Source organism: Sphingomonas flavalba, assembly GCF_004796535.1.
Taxonomy (GTDB): Bacteria; Pseudomonadota; Alphaproteobacteria; order Sphingomonadales; family Sphingomonadaceae; genus Sphingomonas_L; species Sphingomonas_L flavalba.
The window spans coordinates 1-25,657 of record NZ_SPHY01000022.1; the positions used below are offsets into that span (position 1 = coordinate 1).

Genomic DNA, 25,657 nt, shown 5'->3' on the forward strand with positions numbered 1-25,657 from the left:
GCATCGCCGACCGCGCCGACCGCTTCGCCGCTCCACGCCGCCGCCGCGCGCTGGGCCTCCGCCGCCTTGGCCACCGCCTCCTCGGCGGCCGCCGCTTCCGCCTTGGCTGCCGCCGCCGCCGCCGCCGCGTCACGCCAGCGCGCGAAGATCAGCCGTGCCTCCGCCACCCTGATCTCGGCGGAAAGCTGGCGATAGCGTTCGGCCTGCCGTGCCTGCCGCTTCAACTGGCCGGCGCGGCTTTCCATATCGGCGATCAATTCGCCCAGCCGGGTCAGATTGGCCTCGGTCGCGCGCAGCTTCTGCTCGGCATCGCGGCGGCGGACATGCAGCCCGGCGATCCCGGCCGCCTCCTCCAGCATCGCGCGGCGCTCCGCCGGCTTTGCCGCGATCACCGCGCCGATCCGGCCCTGGCTGACCAGCGCCGGCGAATGAGCGCCGGTCGCCGCGTCGGCGAAGATCAGGGCGACGTCCTTCGCCCGCACGTCGCGGCCGTTGACGCGGTAGGCGGAACCGGCGCCGCGCTCGATCCGGCGGACGACCTCCAATTCGCCGTCCTCGGTGACGCCGATCGGCCCAGCCACGGCGTCGCCGTCCAGTTCCACCGCAAGCTGCACCTCGGTGAAGCCCCGCGCCGGGCGGGTGGCCGTGCCGGCGAAGATCACATCCTCCATGCCGCCGCCGCGCATCGACTTGGCGGAGGATTCGCCCATCACCCAGCGCAGCGCTTCCAGCAGGTTGGACTTGCCGCAGCCATTGGGGCCGACAATGCCGGTCAGCCCCGGCTCGATCCGCAACTCGGTCGAGTCGACGAAGCTCTTGAACCCCGCCAGCTTGAGCCGCCGGAATCGCATCACGCCGTCATCCGGCCATCGGGACGCCGGGGCTGGGCCAATCAGGCCCCGGCGGCGATCAACTGCGGCTCCAGCGCCTCCCAGGTGCCGGTCGCCTCAAGCATCTTGTCGTTGATGAAGAAGGTCGGCGTGCCGAGGATCTTCAGCTCCTCATTCGCCTTCTTCTGGATGGCGACCAGCTCGTCGAGCGCCGCCTTGTCGCTCAAGCAGGTCTTCAGCTTCGCGTCGCTGATCCCGTGCTGGCGGGCGAACTCGTCAAGCCCGACCAGCGGCGCCAGCGCGCCGAACTGCTGCTCCTGCGGCAGCGCACCGATCCGCTGCTGGTCGGCCTGGGTCAGCTTTTGCGCCCGGTCGAACATCGCGTTCTGGTAACCGAATAGCTGCTCGGTCAGCGGCAGGAACGGCTCGGCGCCGTTGCACCGCGCGATCAGCGACGCGGTGACGTCGATCGGGTCGCGGACATAGTTGCGGACCTCAAGGCTGACCGTGCCCTTCTGGATATATTTGTCGCGCAGCGGCGGGAACGCGGTCTGGCCGAACTCGGCGCAGTGCGGGCAGGTCATCGACAGATACTCGACCAGCTTCACCTTGGCGTTGGGGTTGCCGATCAGGAAGCCGCCGTCGGCGGTCTTGGTGACGGTGCTGACCCATTCGGTGCCGGCCGGGGGCGCAACCGCCGGCGCGCTCGCCACGGCATTGCCCTCGGCGGCGTTCTCCGTCGCCTTGTCCTGGCACCCCGCCAGGGTGAGGATTGCGGCCGCGGCGGCGATGGCAAAGGTCGATTTCATGACGGGACTGGCTCCTTGCTGTTCGATGACGGACAGGTTGACGCTATTTCTTCGCCGCGCGCAACGCCGGCTCCAGCATCGCCCAGCTTGCGGCATTGGGCACCTGCGTGCCGTTGATCGTGAAGGACGGCGTACCGGGGATATGCTCTTCGTTCCACGCCCGATCGGCCATCGCGCCGATCAGCTTCTGCTGCTCCGCGTCGGCCAGGCAGGCGTCCAGCTTCTTCGCCGGTACGCCCTCAGCCTCGGCGATGGCGAACAGGCCGGTTGCGCGCGCTTCCTCGCGCACCGCGTCGTCGCGCGGCATTTTCGACAGCCGCTCCGCGTTGGCCCGCTCGAACGCGATCGCCTTGTCCATCCAGCTTTCCTGCGCGGCGAAGATCGCGTCGGACGTGGCGAAGAAGCGCGCCGGCCCGCCGCAACGGGCGAGCAGCGTCGCGATGAAGTCCAGCCGGTCGCGAACCGCGTGGCGCAGTTCGACGCTGGTGCTCCCGTCCGCGATGAAATCGCGGCGGATCGGCGCTTTCGAATCATTGGCGTAATGCGCGCAGTGCGGGCAGGTGTAGCTGGCATATTCGACCAGCTTCACCTTTGCGGCGGGGTTGCCGAGGACATAGGCGCCGGTCGCCGTCACCGTCACATGCCTGGTCCAGTCGGTCTTGGGCGCCGCGCCGGGCAGCAGCGCCACGCCAAGCGCCAGCACCATCCATCGCGCCCACCGTCCCGCCATCACCCCTGCCCCTTTCCGATCACCGGCGCGCCGCTGGTCTGCGCCACGCCCTGCGCCAGCGCCTCCAGCACCGCCCGCAATTCCGGGTCGGCGATCGCGCGCAGGCTGTCGCCCAGTTCGGCGGTCACCGGCTTCAGCGACGGCGGCGGCTGGCGCGGCGGCGTCGCAGGCACAATCGTGCCCTGGCGCATAACCACCCGCGCCACCGCCGGATAGCCGAAGAAGCGGTTGACCCGCTCGACGATATCCGGCGCGACATGCTGCATCATCGGCGCATGGGCCGATGCCACCGCCAGCGTCAGCACGCCGTCGGCACGCTTGCCCTGCGGAAAACGGATCGATTCCGGCGCCGACACCCGCGCATAGCGGTGGCCGACGATCTCGGCCCAGCGGCTGACCACCGCCGACTGGACGAATCCGAAGCGGCGGAACGCGGCGCGGCCGACATCGGGCAGCATTTCCGCCACCGCGCGCGCACGGCCGCCACGCGGCCGCTCGTCGGTTCCGTTCCGCGATTTGTGGGGGCGCCGTTCCGTCATCGCCGATCTCATGCCATAGCCGCCCGGTGCGCGTCGATACGGAACCCGCGCGGCGGCTGCTTGCCTGGTACGACCGGCACGCGCGCGCCCTGCCCTGGCGCAGCCCGCCCGGCGCGCCGCCGCCCGATCCCTACCGCGTCTGGCTGTCGGAAATCATGCTGCAACAGACAACGGTGGCGGCGGTAAAGCCCTATTTCCGCCGTTTCACCGAACGCTGGCCGACGGTCGAGGCGCTTGCCGCCGCCGACGATGCGGAACTGATGAGCGCCTGGGCCGGCCTCGGCTATTATACCCGCGCACGCAACCTGCTCGCCTGCGCGCGGGCGGTGGCGGCGCGCGGCGGCTTCCCCGACAGCGAATCGGAGCTGCTGAAACTGCCCGGCATCGGCGGCTATACGGCGGCGGCGGTGGCGGCGATCGCCTTTGGCCGCCGCGCCGTCGTCATCGACGCCAATGTCGAACGCGTCGTCGCCCGCCTGTTCGCGCTGACCGATCCGCTCCCTGCCGCCCGCCCGGCGCTCCGCGCCCTCGCCGACCGGATCACCCCCGCCGCGCGCGCCGGCGATTTCGCCCAGGCGATGATGGACCTCGGCGCGACCATCTGCACGCCGCGCACCCCGGCCTGCATCCTCTGCCCGCTCGAAAGCCTGTGCGCCGGCAAGGCGGACCCGGCCGCCTACCCGGTCAAGGCGGCGAAGCGCCCCCGCCCCCACCGGCGCGGCACCGCCTGGTGGATCGAGCGCGACGGCCATGTCCTGCTTGTCCGCCGCCCCGGTCGCGGCCTGCTCGGCGGCATGCGCGCCCTGCCCTCGTCCGATTGGGGCGACTCGCCCGATGAGACGCCGCCCTGCGCCGCCGCATGGGTGGCGGCGGGCAGCGTCAGCCATGTCTTCACCCATTTCGCGCTGACCCTCACCATCCGCGCCACCACCGTCGGCACCGATTGCGAACCGCCGCTGGAAGGAGAATGGTGGCCGGTGGATACCATCGCCGACGCCGGCCTGCCGACCCTGTTCGCCAAGGCCGCCGCCGCGCTGCAAAAGGAAAGGCATGACCAGCCCACGCCCTGATCCTCTTACCCATCCGGCAACGCGCCGATGAGCCTCCGCCCCGGCTTCACCGGCTCGCCGCTCGACCGCGCCGACCGGCTGCGCGACGATCCCGCCGCCTTCGATGCGGCCCTCACCGATCCGCGCGCCCGGCTGCTGCGGCTCGACGGCATCGATCCGGTGCTCGACGATGGCGGCCACCTTTGCTGGACGGCGCTGGCCGACGGGCATCCTACCGCCGCGCTGCTGCTCCTCGGCCTCCAGGACGACGAACCCCGCTTCGTCGAACTGCGCTACGACATGCCGGAAGCGGCGACCCGCTCGCACAGCATATTCCCGCTGCTCGATCGCATGCCGGCCGGCGAAGCGGCCAGCTATGCCGGCGCGCGCAGCCTGATCGACTGGCATCTGCGCCACCGCTTCTGCGCGCGTTGCGGCTCGGCCGGCACCCGCATCTTTCGCGCCGGCTGGGGCCGCCGCTGCGCCGATTGCGGCGCGGAACATTATCCGCGCGTCGATCCGGTGGTGATCATGCTGGCGATGCACGGCGATTCGGTGCTGGTCGCGCGCCAGCCGCGCTTCCCCGCCGGCCGCTACTCGGCGCTCGCCGGCTTCGTCGAACCGGGCGAGTCGGTGGAAGAAGCGGTGATCCGCGAAATCGGCGAGGAAACCGGCATTGCCGTCCGCGACGTCCGCTATGTCGCCAGCCAGCCCTGGCCCTTCCCGTCGACACTGATGCTCGCCTGCGTCGCCACCGCCGACGATACCGCGATCACCCTCGACACCACCGAGCTTGAAGACGCGCTATGGGTCGACCGCGCCGGCGTCGCGGCGGCGATGGCCCATGCGGAAGGCGCCCCCTTCCTGCCGCCGCCGCCCTTCGCCATCGCCCACAGCCTGTTCCGCTGGTGGCTGGACGAAACCGCCGCCTGAACAAACCCCCGCCATTGCGAGCCGCCGCAGGGGGCGCGGCAATCCACCCGCCACCGCGCCGGATCGCCACGCCGCTGCGCGGCTCGCGATGACGGGCGAGCCGAAGGCCCCTACGCCACCGTGCGCGGCCGCTCCTGCGCATAGACGCCCAGCACCCGCACCCACTTGGTATGGAAGCGCAGCTCCTCCAGCGCCCGGTCGACTGCCGGGTCACCCGGCGCGCCTTCGATATCGGCATAGAATTCGGTCGCGGCGAAGCTGCCGCCGCGCTGGTAGCTTTCCAGCTTGGTCATGTTGACGCCGTTGGTCGCGAAGCCGCCCATCGCCTTGTACAGCGCGGCGGGGATGTTCTTCACTTCAAACAGGAATGTGGTCATCAGCGGCTGGTCGCGAGCCGGCTCCACCGCCTCGCGGGCAAGGACGGTGAAGCGGGTGGTGTTGTGCTCGGCGTCCTCGATTCCTTCCGCCAGCACCTCCAGGCCATAGAGTTCGGCGGCCAGCGAAGGGGCGATCGCCGCGACCCCCGGCTCGGTGCGCTCGGCGACGGTCGCCGCCGCCGCCGCGGTGTCGGCATGGGCGATCGGCGTGATGCCGTGCGCGCGCAGCCAGTTGCGGCACTGGCCCAGCGCCTGCGGATGGCTGATCGCCTGGACGATCGTCTCGCCCGCCCGGCCGATCAGGCTGTGGCGGACACGCAGGAACCGCTCGGCGACGATCGACAGGCCCGACTCCGGCAACAGGAAATGCATGTCGGCGACACGGCCGTGCAGCGAATTCTCGATCGGGATGATCGCATGGCCGGCGGCGCCGCGCTGCACCGCGTCCAGCGCGTCCTCGAACGAAAAGCAGGGCAGCGGCAGGCCATCAGGAAAATGGGCGCGCGCGGCCAGATGCGAATTCGCCCCCGGCGCGCCCTGAAAGGCGACGGCGCGGGCGGGATCGGCGGCGGCGGCGGCGGCCATGTCCTCGGCGAGGCGGCGGGCGGGCTCTGCATAGCTATCCATGACGCCCGCGCGATTAGGCTGGCGAAGGTCCAACGGCAAGCGCGGCTTGCGAAGCAGCCTCCGCAATCCTATGGGAAGCCCAACTTTGGCTGATGCGGGCGACGCTGTCCGCGAATGGAGCTTCGAGGGGCGCATGGACAATCGGACTAACACGATCGCTGGCTGGGTGCTGGGCGCGGCCATCGTCGCTCTCGGGGCCGGGATCGTCAGTAGCGAATTCTTCCGGGCCGAACGGCCGGAGAAGATGGGCTACCCGATCGAGGGCGTGGTCGAGGATGGTGACGGCGGCGGTGCCGCGGCAGCGGTGCCGATCGAGGCCCTGCTTGCCAGCGCCGATCTGTCGGCCGGTGAAAAGGCGTTCGCCAAGTGCGCCGCCTGCCACAGCGTGCAGAAGGGCGGCGCCAACGGCATCGGGCCCGATCTGTGGGGCGTCGTCGGCGACCATATCGCCGAAGGGCGCGGCGGTTTCGCCTTCTCCTCGGCGTTGAAGGCGAAGGGCGGCACCTGGACCTTCCAGGCGCTCGACGAGTGGCTGACCTCGCCGCGCAAGTACGCGGAAGGCACCAAGATGACCTTCGCCGGCATCGGCAAGGCGGAGGAGCGCGCCAACCTGATCGCCTGGCTCAATCAGCAAAGCGATAGCCCGCAGCCGCTGCCGGCCGTCCCCGCCGCCCCGGCGGAGGAAGCGCCGGCGGCCGAGGGCGCCGCCGATGCCGCTGCCCCGGCCGACAACGCGGCGGCGCCGGCGGATGCCGCTCCGGCGGCCGAAACCCCGGCCGCCGCGGCGCAGTGAGGGCGGCGTCGGCGCCCTGCCGCCACGCACGGTAACGCCGCCATGTCGTTCAACAGCTTCGGCCGCGTTTTCCGCTTCACCACCTGGGGCGAAAGCCATGGCCCGGCGCTCGGCGCCGTCGTCGACGGCTGCCCGCCGGGGCTGACGCTGTCGGAAGCGGATATTCAGCCCTGGCTCGACCGTCGCCGCCCCGGCACCTCGCGCTACACCACCCAGCGGCAGGAACCGGACACCGTCCGCATCCTCTCCGGCGTGTTCGAGGGGCGGACCACCGGCACCCCGATCAGCCTGCTGATCGACAATGTCGACCAGCGCTCGAAGGATTATACGGAGGTTGCCCGCGCCTACCGGCCCGGCCATGCCGATTATGCCTATGACGCCAAATACGGCCGGCGCGACTATCGCGGCGGCGGCCGCTCCTCGGCGCGCGAGACGGCGGCGCGGGTCGCGGCCGGCGCGGTCGCCCGGCTGGTCATCCCGGAGGTGACGATTACCGCCTGGGTCGCGGAAGTCGGCGCCGATTCGATCGACCCTGCCGCCTTCGACGAATCGCAGATCGACGCCAACCCGTTCTTCTGCCCCGACGCCGCCGCTGCCGAACGCTGGGCGGTGGCGATCGATGGCGCGCGCAAGGCCGGCTCGTCGCTCGGCGCGATCGTCGAATGCCGGGCCACCGGGGTCCCCGCCGGCTGGGGCGCGCCGCTTTATGCGAAGCTCGACAGCGAGCTGGCCGCCGCAGCCATGTCGATCAACGCGGTCAAGGGCGTCGAGATCGGCGACGGTTTCGCCGCCGCCCGGCTGACCGGCGAACAGAATGCCGATCCGATGCGGCCGGGCGCGGGCGGTCCGGAATTCACCGCCAACCACGCGGGCGGCATCGCCGGCGGCATCACCACCGGCCAGCCGGTCCGCCTGCGCGTCGCGTTCAAGCCGACCAGTTCGATCCTGACGCCGGTCGATACCGTCACCCGCGACGGCGCCGCGACGGAAATCAGCACCAAAGGACGCCACGACCCTTGCGTCGGCATCCGCGGCGTGCCCGTGGTCGAAGCAATGATGGCGCTGGTCCTCGCCGACCAGAAGCTGCTCCACCGCGCCCAGTGCGGCTGACCGCACGGCCGAACCGCCCTCGCCGCCCCCCGTCATCCGGGCGAACGCCGGTATCTCCTCGCCCGCTTCCGCGCCTACCCCATTCATAAACGATGACCCGAACCGTTTCCCCGGCCGATTGAGGAAGCGTCTCCACACCCGCGCGTTGACCGCCTCGAAGGAGACGGAAGATGCACAAGTTCAATCTTGCCTTGATTCTGGCCGGCGCGATGACGCTGCCGGCCGTGGCGCAGACGATGGAGCCGACGCCCCCGGCCGAAACGCCGCAGGCGACCCCGACCCCGGCCGAGCCGGGCGCGCAGGCGCCAACCCCGGTGCCCGACATCAACCATAACGGCATCCCTGACGATCAGGAAACGCCTGCCCCGACGCCGGAACCGACTCCGACGCCCACGCCGCGCAACTGATCCGGCTCGCCGCTGCTTGCCGAAGCCGCACCGCCCGGTCGACTTCGGCAAGTATTGCGGCAACAAGATACAAATACAGGACGTATTGTTACAGGATAGATTATTATTGTGATAGTCTACCAACGTTGCATGTTGCAACATAGCAGATGTAAAGAGGTATGTTCATGCGTAATTCTATTGCGGCCTTCGCCCTGATTGCCGGCCTTTCCGTGCCGGCGCTTGCTCAGGAAACGCCGCCCGCACCGGAGCCCACGCCGGTAACCACTGAAACCCCGGCGCCGACCACCGGCGACTCGACGACGACTTCCACCGGCGCAACCACGCCTGAAGCGACGCCGACTCCCGATCCGCGCGGCTGATTTTGCCCTGATAAGCCAGCCGATACCCTCCGGGCGCGGCGGTTCACCGCCGCGCCCACCCCGCCGCTCAGGCGGCGAACGGGTCGCGGACCAGAATCGTGTCCTCGCGCTCCGGTGATGTCGACACCAGCGCCACCGGGCAACGGATCAGTTCCTCGACCCGCTTGATGTACTTGACCGCCGACGCCGGTAGCTGCGCCCAGTTGCGCGCCCCCGCCGTCGATCCGGACCAGCCCTCGATCTCCTCGTACACCGGCTCCGCCGCCGCCTGCTCGGCGGCATGGGCGGGCAGGTGGTCGAGCGTCTTGTCGCCCACCTTGTAGCCGACGCAGATCTTCAGCGTGTCGAACCCGTCGAGCACGTCCAGCTTGGTGAGCGCGATGCCGGTGATCCCGCCGACCGCCACCGCCTGACGAACGAGCACCGCGTCGAACCAGCCGCAGCGCCGCTTGCGCCCGGTCACCGTACCGAACTCGTGCCCGCGCGTGCCCAGCCGCTCGCCGGTCTCGTCGGTCAGCTCGGTCGGGAACGGGCCGGAACCGACCCGCGTCGTATAGGCCTTGACGATGCCGAGCACATAGCCCGCCGCCGCCGGTCCCAGGCCGGATCCGCCCGCCGCCGTCCCGGCGATGGTGTTCGACGATGTGACGAATGGATAGGTACCGTGGTCGACGTCGAGCAGCACGCCCTGCGCGCCTTCGAACAGGATCTTGTCGCCGCGCGCCCGCGCCGCGTTCAGCGTCAGCCACACCGGCCGGGCGAAACGCAGCACGAAATCGGCGATGCCGCGCAGTTCGTCAAGCAACCGCGCCCGGTCGATCGGCGGCTCGCCGAACCCGGCGCGCAGCGCATCGTGATGGGCGGTCAGCCGGTCAAGCTGCGGCCCAAGGGCGTCGAGATGCGCCAGGTCGCAAACCCGGATCGCCCGCCGGCCGACCTTGTCCTCGTAAGCCGGGCCGATCCCGCGCCGGGTGGTGCCGATCTTGCCGGCGCCGCTCGCATCCTCGCGCAGCGCGTCGAGGTCGCGGTGGAACGGCAGGATCAGCACGCAGTTGTCGGCGATCTGCAGGCTGTCCGGAGTGATCGCGACACCCTGCGCGCCCAGCTTCTCGACTTCCGCCTTCAGCGCCCACGGGTCGAGCACCACGCCGTTGCCGATCGCCGACAACGTACCGCGGACGATGCCGGACGGCAGCAGCGACAGCTTGTAGGTCTGGTCGCCGACGACCAGCGTATGGCCGGCATTGTGCCCGCCCTGGAAACGCACGACGACATCCGCGCGCGATGCCAGCCAGTCGACGATCTTGCCCTTGCCCTCGTCGCCCCACTGGGCGCCGATCACCGTTACATTCGCCACGCATTCCGTCCTGCAGTTGCGGAGCAGCGCCTATCGGACGGGGGCGCGAACGTCCAGCCCCGCCGGCCGCCGGGCCATTGCCGTCATCCCCCCTCCCGCCGGCCGCGCGGACCGTCTAAGCCAGTCCGATGGGCAAGCTCCTCTCGGTCGCGGCGGTCGCCGCGCTGTTCGCCTTGGCGACGCCGGCGATCCTCGCGCCGCGCACCACCAGCGGCAGGACGATTCAGCGGTCGGATCTCCAGTATGACCGCGCGGCGCGCCAGCGGCTGATCCTGTGGACGGCACGGCACAAGGGGCGCTGGCCGCTCGCCGTCTACATCCACGGCGGCGGGTGGAGCGCCGGTGACCCGGCCGCCGGCGGCGGGGACAAGCCGCGTCATTTCCTCGATCGGGGCTATGTCTACGCCTCGGTCACCTACCGCTTCGTGCCGGATGTGACGGTGGAGGAACAGATCGGCGACGTCGCCCGGTCGATCGCCTGGCTGCGCGCCAATGCCGGCCATATCGGCGCCGACCCGGACCGGATCGTGCTGGTCGGCCACAGTTCCGGCGCGCATCTCGCCGCGCTGCTCGCGAGCGATCCGCAATGGCTGGCGGCGGCAAAGGTGCCGTTCGCCGCGATCCGTGCCGTCGCGCTGCTCGACGGCGCCGGCTTCGACGTCCCGACGCTGATGGCCCCCTATCCGGGCGAAACCATGCCCTATTACGGCAAGGCGTTCGGCACGGGCGAGGCGCGCCGGCTGCGCCTGTCGCCCATAGCGCATCTTGCCGCGCCCAACGCTCCGGCCTGGCTGTTCCTGCAGGATGCGGCGCGCTTCACCGGCTATGCGGAGGCGGAGGCGCTTGCCCGGCCGCTGCGCGCCGCCGGCGCCACTACCCTGATCGTGCCGGTCCCCGACAGCTCCCATATGCGGCTGAACGAGGATCTCGGCCGTCCCGGCGATTTCGCCACCGCCCGGCTCGACGCCTTCCTCGATCAGGTCATGCGCTGATCGGTCGCGCCCACAGCCGGCGGATCAGCCCGGCCGCCGGGTTGTTCCGGCGCAGCAGCAGGCAATCGACGATCGGCGCCGCCTCGGTTGCCCCGATCGTGCGCTTGTAGCCGCTGTCGCCCGCGCCCCAGTCGACCCGCTCCACCCCGCGCGCCAGCCCGTCGGCCAGGTTGCGGTACTGGAGCAGCTTGCCCGGGCTGTGCCGGGCGAAGCAGCGGTCATAGCTGTTGGCGATCGCGTAGCGCGTGCCGCCCACATCCAGATCGAACGAGAAGGCGGCCGGCGCGCCGTCGATGCGGAGCAGCGCCACCCGCATCATCGCCGCGATCGCCGGGTCCGCTGCCGCCCCGGCCCAGAAGCGGGCATGCGCCGTCCCGTCGAACTTGGCGTCCCGGCTGTTGGTGCGCCTGGCGATCCAGCTTGCCGCCTCGATCCGGGCGAGATCGGCGAACAGCGCCGCGTCCCAGTCGCCGCCGCCGTGGAAGGTCCACTCCAGCGCCCCCGCCGCCGCCAGATGCTTTTCGTGAAAGCGGTTCTTGCGCAGCGTCGATCCGCGCGGCCAACCGCCGCCCGCGTCCAATGCCGCGACATCCAGGACAAAGCGCGACGCCAGCGGCCGGAACAGCAACCGCCAGCCGGCCTCCGGCGCCAGCTCGGCCAGTCGCCGCACCACCGGCGCGTCGGCGTGGATCGGGCCGAGTCGCCACGCCCATGCCGTCGCCGCCACCGCGCGCAGCACCGCGACGACCAGCGCCGTCGGCGCATCCTCCGCCACCGGGAAACCACGCCACGGCCAGTAGCACCCCGGCACTGCCGCCAATCGCAGCGCGCGTGGGCCGATCCGGGCCAGCGGCAGCGCCACCGCCACCCGCCCGTCGGCACCGTAGCCGACGAAGGTTCGTACGTCCCGCGCACCATAGGCCGCTGCCGCCGCGCGATACCAGGCGGCACGCAGGAAGCCACCGCCCGGGGCGCCGGCCGCTGCGTCGTCGATCGCATCGGGCAGCCCGGTGATCGCCAGCACCGCGGGCCCCGGCAGCGGGGCGAAATGCGCGGCGGAGAACGGTATCGTCATCGCCGCAGCCTAGGCGCCTGGCCGTTACCAACCGGTATCCCTCTTGCCCCGTGCGCGCCGCCGGGCCATCCCTTGGCGATGCACTCGCTGCCGGCCATCTCGAACATCGCCCAGACGATCCAGCTCGCGATCGCACCGGTATTCCTGCTTGCCGGTGTCGGCGCGTTCCTGAACGTGCTGACCGGCCGGCTGAGCCGCGTCGTCGACCGCGCCCGCTGGCTGGAGGAACGTCACGCCCTCGCCGACATGGAGGAACGGCGGCGGCTGGTGACGGAACTGCGCCGGCTCGACCGGCGGATGACCCTGTCGAGCATCTCGATCTGGCTGTGCGTCGCCTGCGCGATCGCGGTGTGCGTGCTGGTCGCGCTGCTGTTCATCACCCAACTGGTCAACCTGCCCTACCGGGTGGCGGTCGCCGCATCCTTCGTCATCGCGATGACCCTGCTGATCGCCGGGCTGATCGCTTTCCTGCTGGAAATCCGCATCGCCCGCAAAAGCTTCCGCATCCGGGAAGAACTGCTGATCCACGAGGGCGAAATGGCACGGCGGGCGGACGGCGCGCCGCTTATATGAAAAGGGTTGCCAGGCCCGCAGGCCCGGCAACCCCCAACATGGTCAGCGGCCGGAAGTGCCGCCTCCGGAAGACATCTGGCGCGGCCTGGTCAGGCGCGCGTCTCCCGAACGGACTTGACCGACCCCTCTGCTGAACCATGAGACATCGGATCACCTCCTTTCGCTGGTTGAAGCCATTGTGCCTGCAAGGCACGGGGCGGAAGGTGAATCATCCGGACTCGCCGATCAAGTCTTGAAAAGATTTTTGTTTCGGACGACTCTCGATGGTCCGTCGCGGCTCACCGGCAACCGGCGATGACCTCGCCGATCAGCGGGTCGGACGGCAGCACCAGCGGTATCCCGTCCTCGATCCGGACGCCGATCGCCCCTTTCGCCTTGGCCAGCACGTCCTTGAACCACGGATAGCCGGCGGCGAAGCGCGCCACTGCGTCGTCCCCCGCATTCTGCGCGTCAAAACGGGTGGCGCCACGATCGGTCAGCAACTGCAGCGTGCTGCCGTTCATCCCGGCGCGGGTCATCACGATCATCCGCACCGCCTTGTCGCAGGCAATGCTGAACACCGGCTCACCGCCCAATCCGAATCGGGCGGCCGGCCCGTCGGTCAGCGTCCAGCGCCCGTCGGCGACCGGCAGCCCGGCGATCTCCGGGATGTTGCCGCGCTCGGTGGCGATGCCGTCGCGCCCCGGTTCCTCCTGCATCGCCTCGGGCAACGGCGTCGCCTCCTCCAGCGGCACCGCCTGATTGGCCGCCTCCGGCTGCTTCTGGCAGGCGGCGGTGGCAAGCAACATCAGCAGCAACGGCGCATGGCGCATCATCGGCAATCCTCAATCACGCGGGACACTTCCGGCCAGGCGGGCACGACCAGCCGCGCCGTCCCCGCCAGCGTGACGACGAAGCGGCCGCGGCTGAACGCCATCTGGTCGAGCAGCGGGCTGGTCGCCGGCAACCGCGCCTCCGCCGGGGCGCCGGGCGCGGCCTGGGTGACGGCGACGGCGCTGGCGCCACTGCTCGTCTGGATGGTCATCGCGCCGGAAACCGGGCCGGGGGCGGCGCGGGAGAGCAGAATCGCGCGCGCCGACCGGTCGCACCGCAGGATCAGCTCGGTCGCCTGCCCGGCAGTGCCGTAGCGCGACACGCCGCCGCCCTCGGCGGAATAGCGCCAGTCGCCGGGTGTCATCGGCCAGTCGCGCCAGTCGCTGCTGGCGCTTATCGGGGCCGGCGGCGGCGCAGGCGGCGGCGGGGCCGGCGGCGCCGGGCGCGGCTGGTGCACGGCATGGGTCTGGGGCGGCGCAACGCAGGAAGCCAGTAGCAGCATCGTCAGCACCGCGCCCTGCTTCTTCACGCCACACTCCCGCCTGTCGCCACGCAACCCACCGGCAATGGCGCCCACGCGCCTGATTTGCAACCGCCCGCCGACCAGGCGAAGGCGGAAGGCGAAGTGGGCCACCATTGCCCACACCGCCATCCCGAACGCAACGCACCGCTCCCACAAGCGCTACAACACACCCGTCCATCCCGAGCGCAGTCGAGGGACGCACCCGGCTGGCTCGCCCTTCCGCACCGGCCAAAAAGTAAGCCCCGTCGCTTTCGCGGCGGGGCTCCCTTGTGGTCCGATCCGAAGATCAGGACCAGCAGTGCTCTTTCTTTCGATCAAGCATAACAAGAACGGCCTTCGCCGCCGAAGGTTCCACGCCGGGGCAAAAATTCCGCCTCGCGCAAACGCCGCCCTACCGCGTCCATTTCCGCTGGGTCTTGCCGTAGCGCAGCTTGCGGGTGCCCGGCTTGCCTTCCTTGCTCCGCCCGGTCGGCACCGCGACGCGCGCATCCGCGGGCAGGCCAAGCTCCTCCGCCTCCAGCGCGCGGATCTCGTCGCGCAGCCGCCCGGCCTCCTCGAACTCCAGATCGGCGGCGGCGGCGCGCATCTTCTTTTCCAGTTCCTCGATATAGGCGCGCAGGTTGTGGCCGACCATGTGCGGCCGATCCTCGTCGATCTCGACGGTCACCTGGTCCTTCGACGCGACATGGGCGATGATGTCGCCGATATTCTTCTTCACCGACGCCGGGGTGATGCTGTGCTCGGTATTATAGGCGACCTGCTTCTGGCGGCGGCGGTCGGTTTCGCGCATCGCCCGTTCCATGCTGCCGGTGATCGTGTCGGCGTAAAGGATCACCCGCCCCTCGGCATTGCGCGCGGCGCGGCCGATCGTCTGGATCAGCGAGGTCTCGGACCGCAGGAAGCCCTCTTTGTCGGCGTCGAGGATGGCGACCAGCCCGCATTCGGGAATGTCCAGCCCCTCGCGCAGCAGGTTGATGCCGACCAGCACGTCATACACCCCCAGCCGCAGGTCGCGGATCAGCTCGATCCGTTCCAGCGTCTCGGTATCCGAATGCATGTAGCGGACCTTCAGCCCCGCCTCGTGCATGTATTCGGTCAGGTCCTCGGCCATCCGCTTGGTCAGCGTCGTCACCAGCGTGCGATAGCCGCGCGCCGCCTCCGCCCGGCATTCGTTGACCAGGTCGTCGACCTGGTCCTCCACCGGCCGCACCTCGACCGGCGGGTCGATCAGCCCGGTCGGGCGGATCACCTGCTCGGCGAACACGCCGCCGGTCTGCTCCATCTCCCACGTCCCCGGCGTCGCGGAAACATAGGTGGTCTGCGGCCGCATCGCGTCCCATTCGTTGAAGCGCAGCGGCCGGTTGTCGATCGCCGACGGCAGGCGGAAGCCATATTCGGCCAGCGTCAGCTTGCGCCGGTGGTCGCCGCGCGACATGCCGTTGACCTGGCCGATGGTGACATGGCTCTCGTCGACGAACAGCAGCGCGTTTTCCGGCAGGTATTCGAACAGCGTCGGCGGCGGTTCGCCGGGCAGGCGGCCGGTCAGGAAACGGGAATAATTCTCGATTCCGGCGCATGATCCGGTGGCGGCGATCATCTCCAGATCGAAATTGGTCCGCTGCTCCAGCCGCTGCGCCTCCAGCAGCCGCCCTTCCCGCTGTAATTCCTTCAGCCGCTCGGCCAGCTCCAGCCGGATCGCCTCCATCGCCTGCTTCAGCGTCGGGCCGGGCGTCACATAGTGGGAATTGGCGTAGACGCGGACATAGTCGAGCGAGGCGACCTTCTTCCCCGTCAGCGGGTCGAACTCGACGATCTCCTCGATATCGTCGCCAAAGAAAGACACACGCCAGGCGGTGTCCTCGTAATGCGACGGGAAAATCTCCAGATTGTCGCCGCGCACCCGGAAATTGCCGCGCGCGAAGGCGGCGTCGTTGCGCTTGTATTGCAACGCGACCAGCTTGCGGATGATCTCGCGCTGGTCGACGCTCTGGCCGCGCTTCAGGTCGAACACCATCGCCGAATAGGTTTCGACCGATCCGATGCCGTACAGGCAGGATACCGACGCGACGATCACCACGTCGTCCCGCTCCAGCAACGCGCGCGTCGCCGAATGCCGCATCCGGTCGATCGCCTCGTTTACCGAGCTTTCCTTCTCGATATAGGTGTCGGAGCGCGGGACATAGGCTTCCGGCTGGTAGTAGTCGTAATAGCTGACGAAATATTCGACCGCGTTCTCCGGAAAGAAATTCTTGAACTCGCCGTAAAGCTGGGCGGCGAGGATCTTGTTCGGCGCCAGCACCAGCGCCGGGCGCTGCAGCGTTTCGATCACCTTCGCCATCGTGAACGTCTTGCCCGATCCGGTGACGCCCAGCAGCACCTGGTCGCGCTCGTCCGCCTGAACCCCGGCGACGATCTCGGCGATCGCGCCCGGCTGGTCGCCGGACGGCTGGTACTCTGACACCAGCTTGAACCGCTTGCCGCCCTCGGTCTTTTCCGGGCGCACCGGCTTGTGCGGCACGAACGCCCCGGCCTCCGGCTCGTCGAGGGTGGTTCTGATTTGAATTGCCATGGACCGGGGATATGGTGCCTGATCGACAGGGTCGCAACGCTCTCTTGCCCGGAAAGGTGTCCTTATGTTCCGTTTCAGCCCGGCGGCGGTCCTGCCGCTCGCGCCCCTGCTTCTGCTCGCCGCCTGCAACTCTGGCGCCACCGTCTCCGCCGAAAACGCCTCGGCTTCGGAAGTCGCGCAGAAAATCGCCGAGTCGCGCGCGGGCGAAGGCAGCTTCATTTCGCCGGGCCAGTGGCGAACGACCTTCACGATCGGCGAAATGGACATGCCCGGCCTGCCGCCGCAGGCGCTGGAGGCGATGCGTGCTCACGCCGCGAAGGCGAGCAGCCATGAAAGCTGCGTGACCGAGGAACAGGCGAAGAAGCCCGATCCCGACATGTTCGTCGGCAAGGACAACGAGAATTGCCGCTACGATAATTTCTCGATGGGCAACGGCAAGATCGCCGCCGTGCTGCGCTGTCAGGGGTCGCCGGGCGAAATGAAAATGACGATGAACGGAACCTACGGCCCGAACGCCTATCAAATGCAGGCCAGCGTCGAGCAGACCGGCCCGCAGGGCAAGATGACGATGAAGATGGACAGCAAGGCCGAGCGCATTGGCCCGTGCAAGGCTTGATGAAAGGATGGCATCGATGATCGGCTACGTTACGCTCGGCACCAACGACATCGACAAGGCCCGCGCCTATTACGACGCGTTGCTCGGCAGCATCGGTGCGAAGCAGGTGATGACCCTCGACCGCGGCTTCACCTATTACGCGATCGCGCCGGACCAGCCGGGCTTCGCGATCACCCCGCCCTATGACGGCGCGCCGGCGACGGCGGGCAACGGCAACATGACGGCGATCAGCGTCGGCAGCCGCGCGGCGGTCGATGCGTTCCACGCCCTCGCCCTCGAACTCGGCGGCACAGACGAAGGCGCTCCCGGCCTGCGCAGTCCGGAAGGGCCCGGCGCCTTCTACATCGGTTATTTCCGCGACCCGGAGGGCAACAAACTGTGCGCCGTGCATGTCGGCGGCGCCGGATAAGGCGCTGAAAAGCGGCGGCACGCTCTTGCCTCGCCGGGTCGTCGGTGCTTGGATGACGGCAACCGGAATGGGGGACTTCCATGCATCTCACGCGCTTCCTGCTCGCCGCCGCGCTGGCCACGACGCCGGCCCTCGCCGCGCCTGACTATCAGGCCGCGATCAAGGCCGATTACGACAAGGATCTGGGCCAGCTCTTCGTCTGGTTCCACCAGAACCCCGAATTGTCGTTCAAGGAAGTGAACACCGCCGCGCGCATGGCGAAGGAATTGCGCGCCGTCCCCGGCATCACCGTCACCGAGAAGGTCGGCGGCACCGGTGTCGTCGGCGTGATGAAAAACGGTACCGGGCCGACGGTCATGGTCCGCGCCGACATGGACGGGCTGCCGATCCTTGAGGATTCGGGCGTCGCCTATCCGTCGAAGGCGCGGCAGGTCGGCATCGACGGGGTCGAGGCGCCGGTGATGCACGCCTGCGGGCATGACACCCACATCACCGCGATGCTGGCGACCGCGCGCCGGCTTGCGGCGTTGAAGGGCCGCTGGCGCGGCACCGTCGTCTTCGTCGTCCAGCCGGCCGAGGAACGGGTCGGCGGCGCCGACGCGATGATCAAGGACGGCCTCTACACCCGCTTCCCGAAACCCGACTACGCGCTGGCGCTGCACGTCGCCTCCGGCCTCGCCTCGGGCAAGGTCAGCGCGTCGGAAGGCATCCAGTATTCGTCGTCGGACAGCGTCGACATCGTCATTCCCGGCATCGGCGCGCACGGCGCTAGCCCCAACCAGGGCAAGGACCCGGTCTACATGGCGTCGCAGATCGTCATCGCGCTGCAGGGCCTGATCAGCCGCGAACGGCCGCCGCTCAACCCGGGCGTCATCACCGTCGGCTCGTTCCACGCCGGCAACAAGCACAACATCATCTCCGACGAGGCGAAGCTGCAGGTGACCGTCCGCGCCAATGACGAGGCGACACGCGCCGCGCTGATCGCCGGCATCCGGCGGGTGGCGGAAGGCGTCGGCCGGCTGAACGGCATGCCGGAGAACAAGCTGCCGGTGGTCACGGTGATCGAAGGCACGCCGACGACGATCAACGACACCCCGCTCGCCAAACGGCTGAACGCCACCCTCGCCAGCACCCTCGGCGCCGCCGCGTTCCATCCGTTCGAGCAGATGGGCATGGGGGCGGAGGATTTCGCCTATTTCGTCCAGCGCGATACCGGGGTGAAGGGCTATTACTTCGCCGTCGGCGGCACGCCGCAGGCGGTGATCGACGCCGCCGCCAAGGGCGGCCCGCCGATTCCGCCGCATCATTCGCCGGTGTTCCGCGTCGACCCGGAACCGGCGATCGTCACCGGCGCCACGGCGATGACCGCGGCGGTGCTCGACCTGCTCGGGCCGGCGCCGGCGGCCGACTGACCGGCTGCGGCACCGCGCTTCCACACGGATGGATCAGGCATTAGATACGGCGCATGTTCGATATCGCAGCCTATCTCGACCGCATCGGGCTTGCCGAGGCACCGGCGCCCAGCGTCGAGGGCCTCGGCCGGCTGCAACGCGCCCATCGCCGCGCCATTCCGTTCGAGAATCTCGACATCCCGCTCGGCTACGGCATCAGCCTCGAACCGGACGCGATCTTCGCCAAGCTGGTGACCCGCCGCCGCGGCGGTTACTGCTTCGAACAGAACAGCCTGTACGGCGCCGCGCTCACCACGCTCGGCTTCACCAGCCGGCCGCTGCTGGCGCGGGTCTGGCTCGGCGCGGAAGGGGTGCCGCCGCGCACCCACACGCTCAATCTGGTCACGATCGACGGTGAGGCGTGGATCGCCGACGCCGGCTTCGGCGGCAGCTACGTGCCGCCGATGCGGCTGGTCGGCGGCGCCGAAACCGAAACCGACGACGGCGCCCGCCACCGCTTGCATTTCGACCCCGATCACGGCTGGACGCTGGAACGGCGCGGCCGCTACGACCTGACCGACGGGCGCGGGCCGGACAGCGCGGAATGGTACACCCAGTGCAGCTTCTCGACCGAGGAAGTGGCGCCGATCGACCTGGAACTCAGCAACCACTGGACCGCGACGCGGCCGAATACCCGCTTCACCACCCGCTGCATCGTCAGCCTGGCGCCGCCGGGCGGCTTCCTCGCGCTGACCGACCGGACACTGACCATTTCAGGCAACGGCACGGAACGGATCGACATCGACGGCCCCGCCCAGTGGCGCACGCTGCTCGAAAACGCCTTCGGCATCACCCTCACCGCCGAAGAAGTCGCCCGCCTCCCCCTGTTCTGAAGCCGCCCCTCCCCGTCATTGCGAGCCCCGCAGGCGGAGCGGCAATCCGCCCGCCCAACCGCCGCTACAACCACTTCACCCGCTTGAACTGCACGTAAAGCAGCGCGCAGATCAGCCCGATCGCGCCGAGCACGACGAAATAGCCGTAATGCGTCGACAGCTCCGGCATATACTTGAAATTCATGCCGTAAATCCCGGCTATCGCCGTCGGCACCGCCAATATCGCCGCCCAGGCGGCAAGCTGGCGGGTGATCGTGCCGGTGCGCTGCTGCTCCAGCAGGTTGCTGAACTCGAACACCGACGTCAGCACCTCGCGCAGCCCGTCGACCATTACCTGCACCCGGTGGACATGATCGAGCACGTCGTTGAAATAAGGCCGGGTCTCCGGGTCTACGCACGGCAGGTCGAGCCGCACCAGCCGCCCCGCCACCTCGCCCATCGGCCCCAGCGAGCGCTGGAAGCGGATCAGCTCGCGCCGCAGGGTGAATATCCGCGTCACCTCCTCGCGGCTGAGGAAATTGTCGAGGGTGCGCTGCTCCATCTCCAGCACCTCCTCCTCGATCGTCTCGACGATCGGCAGATAGCCGTCGACGATGAAATCGAGGATCGCGTGCAGCACATAGTCGACGCCGTGGGCGAGCAGGGTCGGTGCCGCCTCCAGCTGGTCGCGCAACTGCTTATGAGTGCGGGCCGATCCGTGGCGGACGGTGATGATATGGCTGTGGCCGACGAACACCGCCGTCTCGCCATAGACGATGCGGTCGCCCTCCAGATGCGCGGTGCGCGCGACGACGAAAAGCTGGTCGCCATAGATGTCGATCTTCGGCAGCTGGTCCGCCTTCAGCGCGTCCTCCACCGCCAGCGGGTGCAGGCCGTAATGGCGCTGCAACGTCTGCATCTCGGCCGCGCTCGGCTCGGCGATGCCGATCCAGACGAATTCGGACTTGTCGGCCGGGCAGTCGATCCGCTCGTCGATCGCCACCGCGCGGACGCGCTGGCCGTGCCGGTAGAGATAGGCGGCGATGACAGTCATGGACCAAACCCGGCAAGGATCGAAACCACCAGCCTAGAGGGGGATTCGCCGCAACGAAAGCACCGGCGCCACCCCGGGGGCCGGATAATCTCGTCAAATCCGCCGCCAAGTGGGGCGACAGCGCCGCCGTTCCCCCCTATCGTCGATCCATGCGTCCCTATCTCGATTTGATTCAGCGTATCCTCGACGAAGGCACCGCGCAGGCGGACCGCACCGGCGTCGGCACCCGGGCGGTGTTCGGCCACCAGATGCGCTTCGATCTGACCGATGGTTTTCCGCTCGTCACCACCAAGAAGCTGCATCTGCGCTCGATCATCTACGAACTGCTGTGGTTCCTGCGCGGCGACACCAACATCCGCTGGCTGAACGAGAATCGGGTGACGATCTGGGACGAATGGGCCGATGCGGACGGCTCCCTCGGCCCGGTCTACGGCAAGCAATGGCGCGACTGGGAAACGGCGGACGGCCGCCATCTCGACCAGATCGCCGCGCTGATCGCCCAGATCAACGCCAACCCCGCCTCGCGCCGCCAGATCGTCACCGCCTGGAACCCCGGCGAGGTCGACCGGATGGCGCTCGCCCCCTGCCATTGCCTGTTTCAGACCCAGGTCGCCGACGGCCGCCTGTCGCTTCAGCTTTACCAGCGCAGCGCCGACGTGTTCCTGGGCGTGCCGTTCAACATCGCCAGCTATGCCCTGCTCACCCATATGCTGGCGGACCAGTGCGGGTTGAAACCGGGCGCGTTCATCTGGACCGGCGGCGACTGCCATCTCTACGAGAATCATCTCGATCAGGCCCGGCTCCAGCTGACCCGCGCGCCGCGCCCGCTGCCGACGCTGGCGATCACCCGCCGCGCGCCGACGATAGACGCCTATGCCTATGAGGATTTCGCGATTACCGGCTATGATCCGCACCCCCACATCGCCGCGCCGGTGGCGGTGTGAGCCGGCCGCACATCACCCTTGTCGTCGCCCGTGCCACAAACGGCATCATCGGCCGCGACGGCACGATGCCCTGGCACATCCCCGCCGATCTGAAGCGTTTCAAGGCGCTCACCACCGGCGCGCCGATGATCATGGGCCGCAAGACGTTTGAAAGCCTGCCCGGCCTGCTGCCCGGCCGCCGCCATATCGTGTTGACCCGCGACGCCGGCTGGTCCGCCCCCGGCGCGGAGCCGGTCGCCGATGTCGCCGCCGCCCTCGCCCTTGCCGCGTCTGCGCGTGTCTCGGTGGTCGGCGGCGCCGAGATCTACCGCCTGTTCCTGCCACTCGCCGACCGCATCGAATTGACCGAAGTGCATCAGGCACCCGACGGCGACACCACCCTCCCCGCCTTCATCGGCTGGCGCGAGGTGGCGCGCGAGGATTTCGCCACCCACAGCTTCGTTACGCTGGAACGCTGACCACGGGCGGGAAGGAAGGATCGATCGCCATGACCCGACGCCGCAAGATCATCCTTTCCCTCCTCCTGCTCTTGTTGCTCGCCGCCGCGCTGTTCTTCGCGCTCGCCCCCGGCATCGTCGAACGGTCGATGAACAAGGTTGAGCCGAACCGGCTGCTGGCGATCAGCCCGCGCGCCGCCGCCCTGCACAAGACGCTGGCGATCGCCGACAGCCATGCCGATACGCTGCTGTGGCGCCGCAGCCTGCTCGACCGCGCCGATCGCGGCCAGGTCGACCTGCCGCGCCTGATGGCCGGCAACGTCGCGCTGCAGGTGTTCTCGTCGGTCACCAAGACGCCGAAAAACCAGAATTACGACGCCAACGGCGCCGACAGCGACAACATCACCCTGCTCGCCATCGCCCAGCTCCAGCCGCCCCGTACCTGGACCTCGCTGCTCCAGCGCTCGCTCTGGCATGCGGAGAAGCTGCACCGGGCGGAGGCGGCGTCCGCCGGCCATCTGCGCATCGTCACCAGCGCGACGGACGTGCGCCGCCTGCTCGCCGACCGCGCGGCGGGCAAGCAGGTCGTCGGCGCGCTGCTGTCGATCGAGGGGCTTCAGGATCTGGAGGGCAAGGCGGTCAATCTCGACACGCTCTACGCCGCCGGCTTCCGCATGGCCGGGCTGACCCATTTCTTCGACAACGAACTGGGCGGGTCGATGCACGGGCTGGCCAAAGGCGGGCTGACCCCGTTCGGCCGCCGGATCGTCCGCGCGATGGAGGCGAAGGGGATGATCGTCGACATCGCTCATGCCAGCCACGCCACCGTCGCCGACGTGCTGGCAATGGCGACCCGCCCGGTCGTCTCAAGCCATGGCGGCGTGCAGGCGACCTGCAAGGTCAACCGCAACCTGACCGATGCGGAGATCATCGGCGTCGCCCGCACCGGCGGCATCGTCGGCATCGGCTATTGGGAGGCGGCGGCGTGCGGCACCGCTCCGGCCGACATCGCCAAGGCCATCGCCCATGTCCGCGATCTGGTCGGCATCGCCCATGTCGGGCTGGGCAGCGACTATGACGGCGCCGTCACCACCGCCTTCGACACCAGCCAGCTCGTCCAGATCACCCAGGCGCTGATCGATCGCGGCTTCTCCGACGACGAGATCCGCGCGGTGATGGGCGGTAACCTGCTCCGCCTGCTCGCCCACGCCTTGCCGGAAAAGCGATAGCAGCCCCGTAGGTTACGCAAAATTCACGCCTCGGGCGTAGCGCGGACAGGGCCAATGGCGGCCAGGGGGCGATGGAATCATGCCGGCACAAAGCTTTTGGGAAGCAACCGACCTTTCCGGCCGCCTGATCCGCGCGACCAATTTCGCGCTCGACCATTGGTGGCTGTGGCTGGTCGCCGGCCTGCTGCTGTGGCTGGCGCTGCGCCTGCGCGGCCAGCACGCGCTGATCGCCCGGCTGGACGAGCGGGCCGACGCCGCCTTCGCCGATGTCGATGCGCTGCTCGTCGAACGCAACGGCCTGATCGGCAATCTGGTCGCGGTCGTCCGCGCCTTCGCGGAGCGCGAGCACGACGTGATCCGCGACGTGCTCGACGCCCGCGTCGACGCGGTCGAGGCGATGGGGGATGCCGCGATCCACACCGATACCCAGATCGCCAATGTCCTGCAGAACCTGTTCTCGGTCAGCGAGAATTATCCGACCCTCGTCTCCGCCGGCCATTATTCGCGGCTGCGCGACGACCTGATCCGGGTCGAGGACCGGATCACCGCCGCGCGCAAATTCTACAATCTCGCGGTCGAGGAACTGAACGCCGTCCGCCGCGCCTTCCCCGGCAACCTGCTGGCACGGCGCGCCGCGCCGGTACGCGAGAAATTCTCGCTCGGTGAGCGCCGGGCGGAAATGGCGGAATCGCGGCAGATCAGCTTCTGATTTCCGGCGGCCGGCGCGGGGGCACGCGACGATGGCGGCACAGGCGGCAATCCATGGCCCGGTCCATGGTTACGTCACCCACGCCCGGCGCAACCGCCGCTACACGCTGTGGCTGGTCGCCGCCTATATCCTGGCGTTCGAGCTGACCGGCGCCTTCGCGCTGACCATGGTCCTGCTGCTCGTCGACCCGGATCATACCATCCTCACCAACCCCGCCGGCTATGCGCTGCGCTATGCCCTGCCGCTGGCGCTGCTCAGCGGCTGGCTGTTCTGGCGGCTCTATCGCGGCCACGCCGCCGCCGTCGCCCGCCGCCTCGGCATCCGCATCGTCGAGCGGGCGGAGGAGCCGCGCTTCGTCGCGCTGGCGGAGGAACAGTGCACCGCCCTCGGCGTCCGCGTGCCGCGCTTCGGCGTGATCGAGGTGGACGCGCCCAATGCGGTCACGATCGGCGACGGTCCGTATCGCGGGCTGATCGCGGTGACTCGCGGCCTGCTCGACCGGCTCGACGACGACGAACTCGCCGCCGTCCTCGCGCATGAGGCATCGCATATCCGCCAGGGCGATACCCGCCTGCTCGCCGCCAACCACGCGCTGATGCGCACCGCCGTCCTCTACCAGACCCACAACCCGCTGCGCTTCGAGGATTGGCGCCAGCTCGTCATCCCGCTGCTGATGCCGCCGATGCTGCTGATCATGCTCGCCGGCGGCGCCGTCACCATGGTCTCGATGCAGCTTGCCCGCTTCGCCCGCCGCGCCCTCCGCCTCGGCCGCGATCATGGCGCGGATGGCGAGGCGATCCGCGTCACCCGTTTTCCGGAGGCGCTGGTCAGCGCGCTGGAGAAGGTCGGCGGCCACGGCGCCTTCCCCGGCAGCCGCGCGGTGGAAGGGCAGCTGTTCGACGGCCCGTCGGATCATGACGGCGGTTCCCATCCGCCCGTCGCCGCCCGTATCGCCGCGATCGCCACGCTGGGGCGGGAGATGATGAACCCGCAGCGCCGCCGCCGCGACACCCGCGCGCCGCGCGCCGCCCCTCCGCCCGCCTTCGGCCGCAGAGGAGAGGGGCGCGGGCAGGCGCCACCGCCCGCCCCGGCCCTGTTCCCGCGCGACGCGACCGGCCGGCCGCTCGAACAGCCGCCGACCCCGACGCTGGCCATTGCCGGCCTTTATTTCACCAACCGCGCCGCCTATCGCGAATGGCAGGACGCCTGCATCGCCTGGTACGAATGGCGCGCGGGGGACGGGCGCAACGCCGCCGGGCTGACGCCAAAGCTGATCATCCCGCTTGCCGCCGTCTCCGCTTTCCTGATCGTCTTTCACTGGCCGGCGGACGGCGACCTCCGCAAGCTCCACCGGATCTTCAGCCCTACCATGCTGGTCGACCTCGCCCGCGACACGCGCAGGGGTCCGTTCTGCTCGGGCCCGTCCTACCCGGACGGCAGCTGCACGCCGGGGCAGGCCCGCGCCACGGACGGCGCCGCCGCACGGCCGGCAACCCCGCCGCCGCCCCGGCCCGGCACGGCCGGGCAGCCG

Annotated in this window: 28 protein-coding genes; 17 read left to right on the forward strand and 11 right to left on the reverse strand. The window is 69.4% G+C overall.

Features of this window, described 5'->3' with window-relative positions; genetic code table 11:
* The 4 genes from E4A53_RS13825 to E4A53_RS13840 form a co-directional block, all read right to left on the reverse strand.
* The coding region (locus tag E4A53_RS13825) for an AAA family ATPase (protein WP_168694396.1) at window positions 1-851 on the reverse strand (851 nt) is incomplete at its 3' end.
* A 41-nt stretch (window positions 852-892) separates the two neighbouring features.
* Window positions 893-1,639 (reverse strand): thioredoxin domain-containing protein, encoded by a 747-nt coding sequence (locus tag E4A53_RS13830; RefSeq protein ID WP_136163701.1) that lies wholly within the window; start codon window positions 1,637-1,639, stop codon window positions 893-895.
* A 43-nt stretch (window positions 1,640-1,682) separates the two neighbouring features.
* Window positions 1,683-2,369, reverse strand: a complete 687-nt coding sequence (locus E4A53_RS13835; RefSeq protein ID WP_136163702.1) for a DsbA family protein — start codon at window positions 2,367-2,369, stop codon at window positions 1,683-1,685.
* Window positions 2,369-2,908: a DUF721 domain-containing protein gene (locus tag E4A53_RS13840; protein ID WP_136163703.1), complete on the reverse strand. Its 540-nt coding sequence runs from the start codon at window positions 2,906-2,908 to the stop codon at window positions 2,369-2,371. Before E4A53_RS13840 ends, E4A53_RS13835 begins: the two co-directional genes overlap by 1 nt.
* Before the next feature lie 26 nt (window positions 2,909-2,934).
* Between E4A53_RS13840 and E4A53_RS13845 the strand changes: the two genes are divergently transcribed.
* Window positions 2,935-3,978 carry an A/G-specific adenine glycosylase gene (locus tag E4A53_RS13845; RefSeq protein ID WP_136163704.1) on the forward strand — a complete coding sequence of 348 codons (1,044 nt, stop codon included), beginning with the start codon at window positions 2,935-2,937 and terminating at the stop codon, window positions 3,976-3,978.
* Between the two features lie 27 nt (window positions 3,979-4,005).
* Window positions 4,006-4,890 carry an NAD(+) diphosphatase gene (nudC, locus tag E4A53_RS13850; RefSeq protein WP_136163705.1) on the forward strand — a complete coding sequence of 295 codons (885 nt, stop codon included), beginning with the start codon at window positions 4,006-4,008 and terminating at the stop codon, window positions 4,888-4,890.
* A gap of 110 nt (window positions 4,891-5,000) precedes the next feature.
* Here nudC and E4A53_RS13855 read toward each other — a convergent pair whose 3' ends face one another.
* A complete protein-coding gene (locus tag E4A53_RS13855; RefSeq protein ID WP_136163706.1) occupies window positions 5,001-5,894 on the reverse strand; it encodes a prephenate dehydratase in 894 nt (297 codons plus the stop codon).
* A 133-nt stretch (window positions 5,895-6,027) separates the two neighbouring features.
* Here E4A53_RS13855 and E4A53_RS13860 point away from each other — a divergent pair, with 133 nt between their 5' ends.
* From E4A53_RS13860 to E4A53_RS13875, 4 genes are all read left to right on the forward strand, one after another.
* Window positions 6,028-6,687 (forward strand): c-type cytochrome, encoded by a 660-nt coding sequence (locus tag E4A53_RS13860; protein ID WP_136163707.1) that lies wholly within the window; start codon window positions 6,028-6,030, stop codon window positions 6,685-6,687.
* A gap of 42 nt (window positions 6,688-6,729) precedes the next feature.
* Window positions 6,730-7,797, forward strand: coding sequence for a chorismate synthase (gene aroC, locus E4A53_RS13865; protein WP_136163708.1), 1,068 nt, complete (start codon window positions 6,730-6,732; stop codon window positions 7,795-7,797).
* 170 nt (window positions 7,798-7,967) lie between these two features.
* Window positions 7,968-8,204: a hypothetical protein gene (locus E4A53_RS13870; RefSeq protein ID WP_136163709.1), complete on the forward strand. Its 237-nt coding sequence runs from the start codon at window positions 7,968-7,970 to the stop codon at window positions 8,202-8,204.
* A 158-nt stretch (window positions 8,205-8,362) separates the two neighbouring features.
* Window positions 8,363-8,563 carry a hypothetical protein gene (locus E4A53_RS13875; RefSeq protein ID WP_136163710.1) on the forward strand — a complete coding sequence of 67 codons (201 nt, stop codon included), beginning with the start codon at window positions 8,363-8,365 and terminating at the stop codon, window positions 8,561-8,563.
* A 67-nt stretch (window positions 8,564-8,630) separates the two neighbouring features.
* On the opposite strand, the gene E4A53_RS13880 is transcribed toward E4A53_RS13875, so the two are convergent.
* On the reverse strand, window positions 8,631-9,920 hold the full coding sequence (locus E4A53_RS13880; RefSeq protein ID WP_136163711.1) for an adenylosuccinate synthase: 1,290 nt from the start codon (window positions 9,918-9,920) through the stop codon (window positions 8,631-8,633).
* A gap of 128 nt (window positions 9,921-10,048) precedes the next feature.
* Between E4A53_RS13880 and E4A53_RS13885 the strand changes: the two genes are divergently transcribed.
* Window positions 10,049-10,912, forward strand: a complete 864-nt coding sequence (locus E4A53_RS13885; RefSeq protein ID WP_136163712.1) for an alpha/beta hydrolase — start codon at window positions 10,049-10,051, stop codon at window positions 10,910-10,912.
* On the opposite strand, the gene E4A53_RS13890 is transcribed toward E4A53_RS13885, so the two are convergent.
* Window positions 10,902-11,987, reverse strand: coding sequence for a GNAT family N-acetyltransferase (locus tag E4A53_RS13890; protein ID WP_136163713.1), 1,086 nt, complete (start codon window positions 11,985-11,987; stop codon window positions 10,902-10,904). The genes E4A53_RS13885 and E4A53_RS13890 overlap by 11 nt on opposite strands.
* Before the next feature lie 78 nt (window positions 11,988-12,065).
* Between E4A53_RS13890 and E4A53_RS13895 the strand changes: the two genes are divergently transcribed.
* Window positions 12,066-12,560, forward strand: coding sequence for a DUF2721 domain-containing protein (locus E4A53_RS13895; protein ID WP_136163714.1), 495 nt, complete (start codon window positions 12,066-12,068; stop codon window positions 12,558-12,560).
* A gap of 278 nt (window positions 12,561-12,838) precedes the next feature.
* Here E4A53_RS13895 and E4A53_RS13900 read toward each other — a convergent pair whose 3' ends face one another.
* The 3 genes from E4A53_RS13900 to uvrB all read right to left on the reverse strand — a co-directional run bounded on the left by E4A53_RS13900 (window position 12,839) and on the right by uvrB (window position 16,465).
* On the reverse strand, window positions 12,839-13,375 hold the full coding sequence (locus E4A53_RS13900) for a hypothetical protein (RefSeq protein ID WP_136163715.1): 537 nt from the start codon (window positions 13,373-13,375) through the stop codon (window positions 12,839-12,841).
* The gene (locus E4A53_RS13905) at window positions 13,372-13,902 is read right to left on the reverse strand and encodes a hypothetical protein (RefSeq protein WP_239018312.1); all 531 of its coding nucleotides are present in this window, start codon (window positions 13,900-13,902) and stop codon (window positions 13,372-13,374) included. Before E4A53_RS13905 ends, E4A53_RS13900 begins: the two co-directional genes overlap by 4 nt.
* Before the next feature lie 385 nt (window positions 13,903-14,287).
* A complete protein-coding gene (gene uvrB, locus E4A53_RS13910) occupies window positions 14,288-16,465 on the reverse strand; it encodes an excinuclease ABC subunit UvrB (protein WP_136163716.1) in 2,178 nt (725 codons plus the stop codon).
* Window positions 16,466-16,529: 64 nt separating this feature from the next.
* On the opposite strand from uvrB, the gene E4A53_RS13915 reads away from it, so the two are divergent.
* The 4 genes from E4A53_RS13915 (at window position 16,530) to E4A53_RS13930 (ending at window position 19,774) form a co-directional block, all read left to right on the forward strand.
* Window positions 16,530-17,081: a DUF3617 domain-containing protein gene (locus E4A53_RS13915; RefSeq protein WP_136163717.1), complete on the forward strand. Its 552-nt coding sequence runs from the start codon at window positions 16,530-16,532 to the stop codon at window positions 17,079-17,081.
* 16 nt (window positions 17,082-17,097) lie between these two features.
* Window positions 17,098-17,490 carry a VOC family protein gene (locus tag E4A53_RS13920; protein ID WP_136163718.1) on the forward strand — a complete coding sequence of 131 codons (393 nt, stop codon included), beginning with the start codon at window positions 17,098-17,100 and terminating at the stop codon, window positions 17,488-17,490.
* Window positions 17,491-17,570: 80 nt separating this feature from the next.
* Window positions 17,571-18,902: an amidohydrolase gene (locus E4A53_RS13925; protein ID WP_136163719.1), complete on the forward strand. Its 1,332-nt coding sequence runs from the start codon at window positions 17,571-17,573 to the stop codon at window positions 18,900-18,902.
* A 53-nt stretch (window positions 18,903-18,955) separates the two neighbouring features.
* Window positions 18,956-19,774, forward strand: coding sequence for an arylamine N-acetyltransferase family protein (locus tag E4A53_RS13930; protein WP_136163720.1), 819 nt, complete (start codon window positions 18,956-18,958; stop codon window positions 19,772-19,774).
* A 64-nt stretch (window positions 19,775-19,838) separates the two neighbouring features.
* Here E4A53_RS13930 and E4A53_RS13935 read toward each other — a convergent pair whose 3' ends face one another.
* Window positions 19,839-20,807 (reverse strand): magnesium and cobalt transport protein CorA, encoded by a 969-nt coding sequence (locus E4A53_RS13935; protein WP_136163721.1) that lies wholly within the window; start codon window positions 20,805-20,807, stop codon window positions 19,839-19,841.
* 149 nt (window positions 20,808-20,956) lie between these two features.
* On the opposite strand from E4A53_RS13935, the gene E4A53_RS13940 reads away from it, so the two are divergent.
* The 5 genes from E4A53_RS13940 to E4A53_RS13960 all read left to right on the forward strand — a co-directional run.
* Window positions 20,957-21,751: a thymidylate synthase gene (locus E4A53_RS13940; RefSeq protein WP_136163722.1), complete on the forward strand. Its 795-nt coding sequence runs from the start codon at window positions 20,957-20,959 to the stop codon at window positions 21,749-21,751.
* Complete coding sequence (locus E4A53_RS13945; RefSeq protein WP_136163723.1) at window positions 21,748-22,209, forward strand: dihydrofolate reductase; 462 nt, start codon at window positions 21,748-21,750, stop codon at window positions 22,207-22,209. Before E4A53_RS13940 ends, E4A53_RS13945 begins: the two co-directional genes overlap by 4 nt.
* 29 nt (window positions 22,210-22,238) lie before the next feature.
* Window positions 22,239-23,417: a dipeptidase gene (locus E4A53_RS13950; RefSeq protein ID WP_136163724.1), complete on the forward strand. Its 1,179-nt coding sequence runs from the start codon at window positions 22,239-22,241 to the stop codon at window positions 23,415-23,417.
* Window positions 23,418-23,496: 79 nt separating this feature from the next.
* A complete protein-coding gene (locus E4A53_RS13955; RefSeq protein WP_136163725.1) occupies window positions 23,497-24,126 on the forward strand; it encodes a LemA family protein in 630 nt (209 codons plus the stop codon).
* 31 nt (window positions 24,127-24,157) lie between these two features.
* The coding region (locus E4A53_RS13960) for a M48 family metallopeptidase (RefSeq protein WP_136163726.1) at window positions 24,158-25,657 on the forward strand (1,500 nt) is incomplete at its 3' end.

Excerpts from the sequence above, each read along its gene's own strand:
- E4A53_RS13830 (WP_136163701.1), bottom strand. The coding sequence starts at position 1,639 with ATGAAATCGACCTTTGCCATCGCCGCCGCGGCCGCAATCCTCACCCTG.
- E4A53_RS13835 (WP_136163702.1), bottom strand. The coding sequence starts at position 2,369 with ATGGCGGGACGGTGGGCGCGATGGATGGTGCTGGCGCTTGGCGTGGCG.
- E4A53_RS13840 (WP_136163703.1), bottom strand. The coding sequence starts at position 2,908 with ATGACGGAACGGCGCCCCCACAAATCGCGGAACGGAACCGACGAGCGG.
- nudC (WP_136163705.1), top strand. The coding sequence starts at position 4,006 with ATGAGCCTCCGCCCCGGCTTCACCGGCTCGCCGCTCGACCGCGCCGAC.
- E4A53_RS13855 (WP_136163706.1), bottom strand. The coding sequence starts at position 5,894 with ATGGATAGCTATGCAGAGCCCGCCCGCCGCCTCGCCGAGGACATGGCC.
- E4A53_RS13860 (WP_136163707.1), top strand. The coding sequence starts at position 6,028 with ATGGACAATCGGACTAACACGATCGCTGGCTGGGTGCTGGGCGCGGCC.
- aroC (WP_136163708.1), top strand. The coding sequence starts at position 6,730 with ATGTCGTTCAACAGCTTCGGCCGCGTTTTCCGCTTCACCACCTGGGGC.
- E4A53_RS13870 (WP_136163709.1), top strand. The coding sequence starts at position 7,968 with ATGCACAAGTTCAATCTTGCCTTGATTCTGGCCGGCGCGATGACGCTG.
- E4A53_RS13875 (WP_136163710.1), top strand. The coding sequence starts at position 8,363 with ATGTTCATGCGTAATTCTATTGCGGCCTTCGCCCTGATTGCCGGCCTT.
- E4A53_RS13885 (WP_136163712.1), top strand. The coding sequence starts at position 10,049 with ATGGGCAAGCTCCTCTCGGTCGCGGCGGTCGCCGCGCTGTTCGCCTTG.
- E4A53_RS13890 (WP_136163713.1), bottom strand. The coding sequence starts at position 11,987 with ATGACGATACCGTTCTCCGCCGCGCATTTCGCCCCGCTGCCGGGGCCC.
- E4A53_RS13895 (WP_136163714.1), top strand. The coding sequence starts at position 12,066 with ATGCACTCGCTGCCGGCCATCTCGAACATCGCCCAGACGATCCAGCTC.
- E4A53_RS13900 (WP_136163715.1), bottom strand. The coding sequence starts at position 13,375 with ATGATGCGCCATGCGCCGTTGCTGCTGATGTTGCTTGCCACCGCCGCC.
- uvrB (WP_136163716.1), bottom strand. The coding sequence starts at position 16,465 with ATGGCAATTCAAATCAGAACCACCCTCGACGAGCCGGAGGCCGGGGCG.
- E4A53_RS13915 (WP_136163717.1), top strand. The coding sequence starts at position 16,530 with ATGTTCCGTTTCAGCCCGGCGGCGGTCCTGCCGCTCGCGCCCCTGCTT.
- E4A53_RS13920 (WP_136163718.1), top strand. The coding sequence starts at position 17,098 with ATGATCGGCTACGTTACGCTCGGCACCAACGACATCGACAAGGCCCGC.
- E4A53_RS13925 (WP_136163719.1), top strand. The coding sequence starts at position 17,571 with ATGCATCTCACGCGCTTCCTGCTCGCCGCCGCGCTGGCCACGACGCCG.
- E4A53_RS13930 (WP_136163720.1), top strand. The coding sequence starts at position 18,956 with ATGTTCGATATCGCAGCCTATCTCGACCGCATCGGGCTTGCCGAGGCA.
- E4A53_RS13935 (WP_136163721.1), bottom strand. The coding sequence starts at position 20,807 with ATGACTGTCATCGCCGCCTATCTCTACCGGCACGGCCAGCGCGTCCGC.
- E4A53_RS13940 (WP_136163722.1), top strand. The coding sequence starts at position 20,957 with ATGCGTCCCTATCTCGATTTGATTCAGCGTATCCTCGACGAAGGCACC.
- E4A53_RS13950 (WP_136163724.1), top strand. The coding sequence starts at position 22,239 with ATGACCCGACGCCGCAAGATCATCCTTTCCCTCCTCCTGCTCTTGTTG.
- E4A53_RS13955 (WP_136163725.1), top strand. The coding sequence starts at position 23,497 with ATGCCGGCACAAAGCTTTTGGGAAGCAACCGACCTTTCCGGCCGCCTG.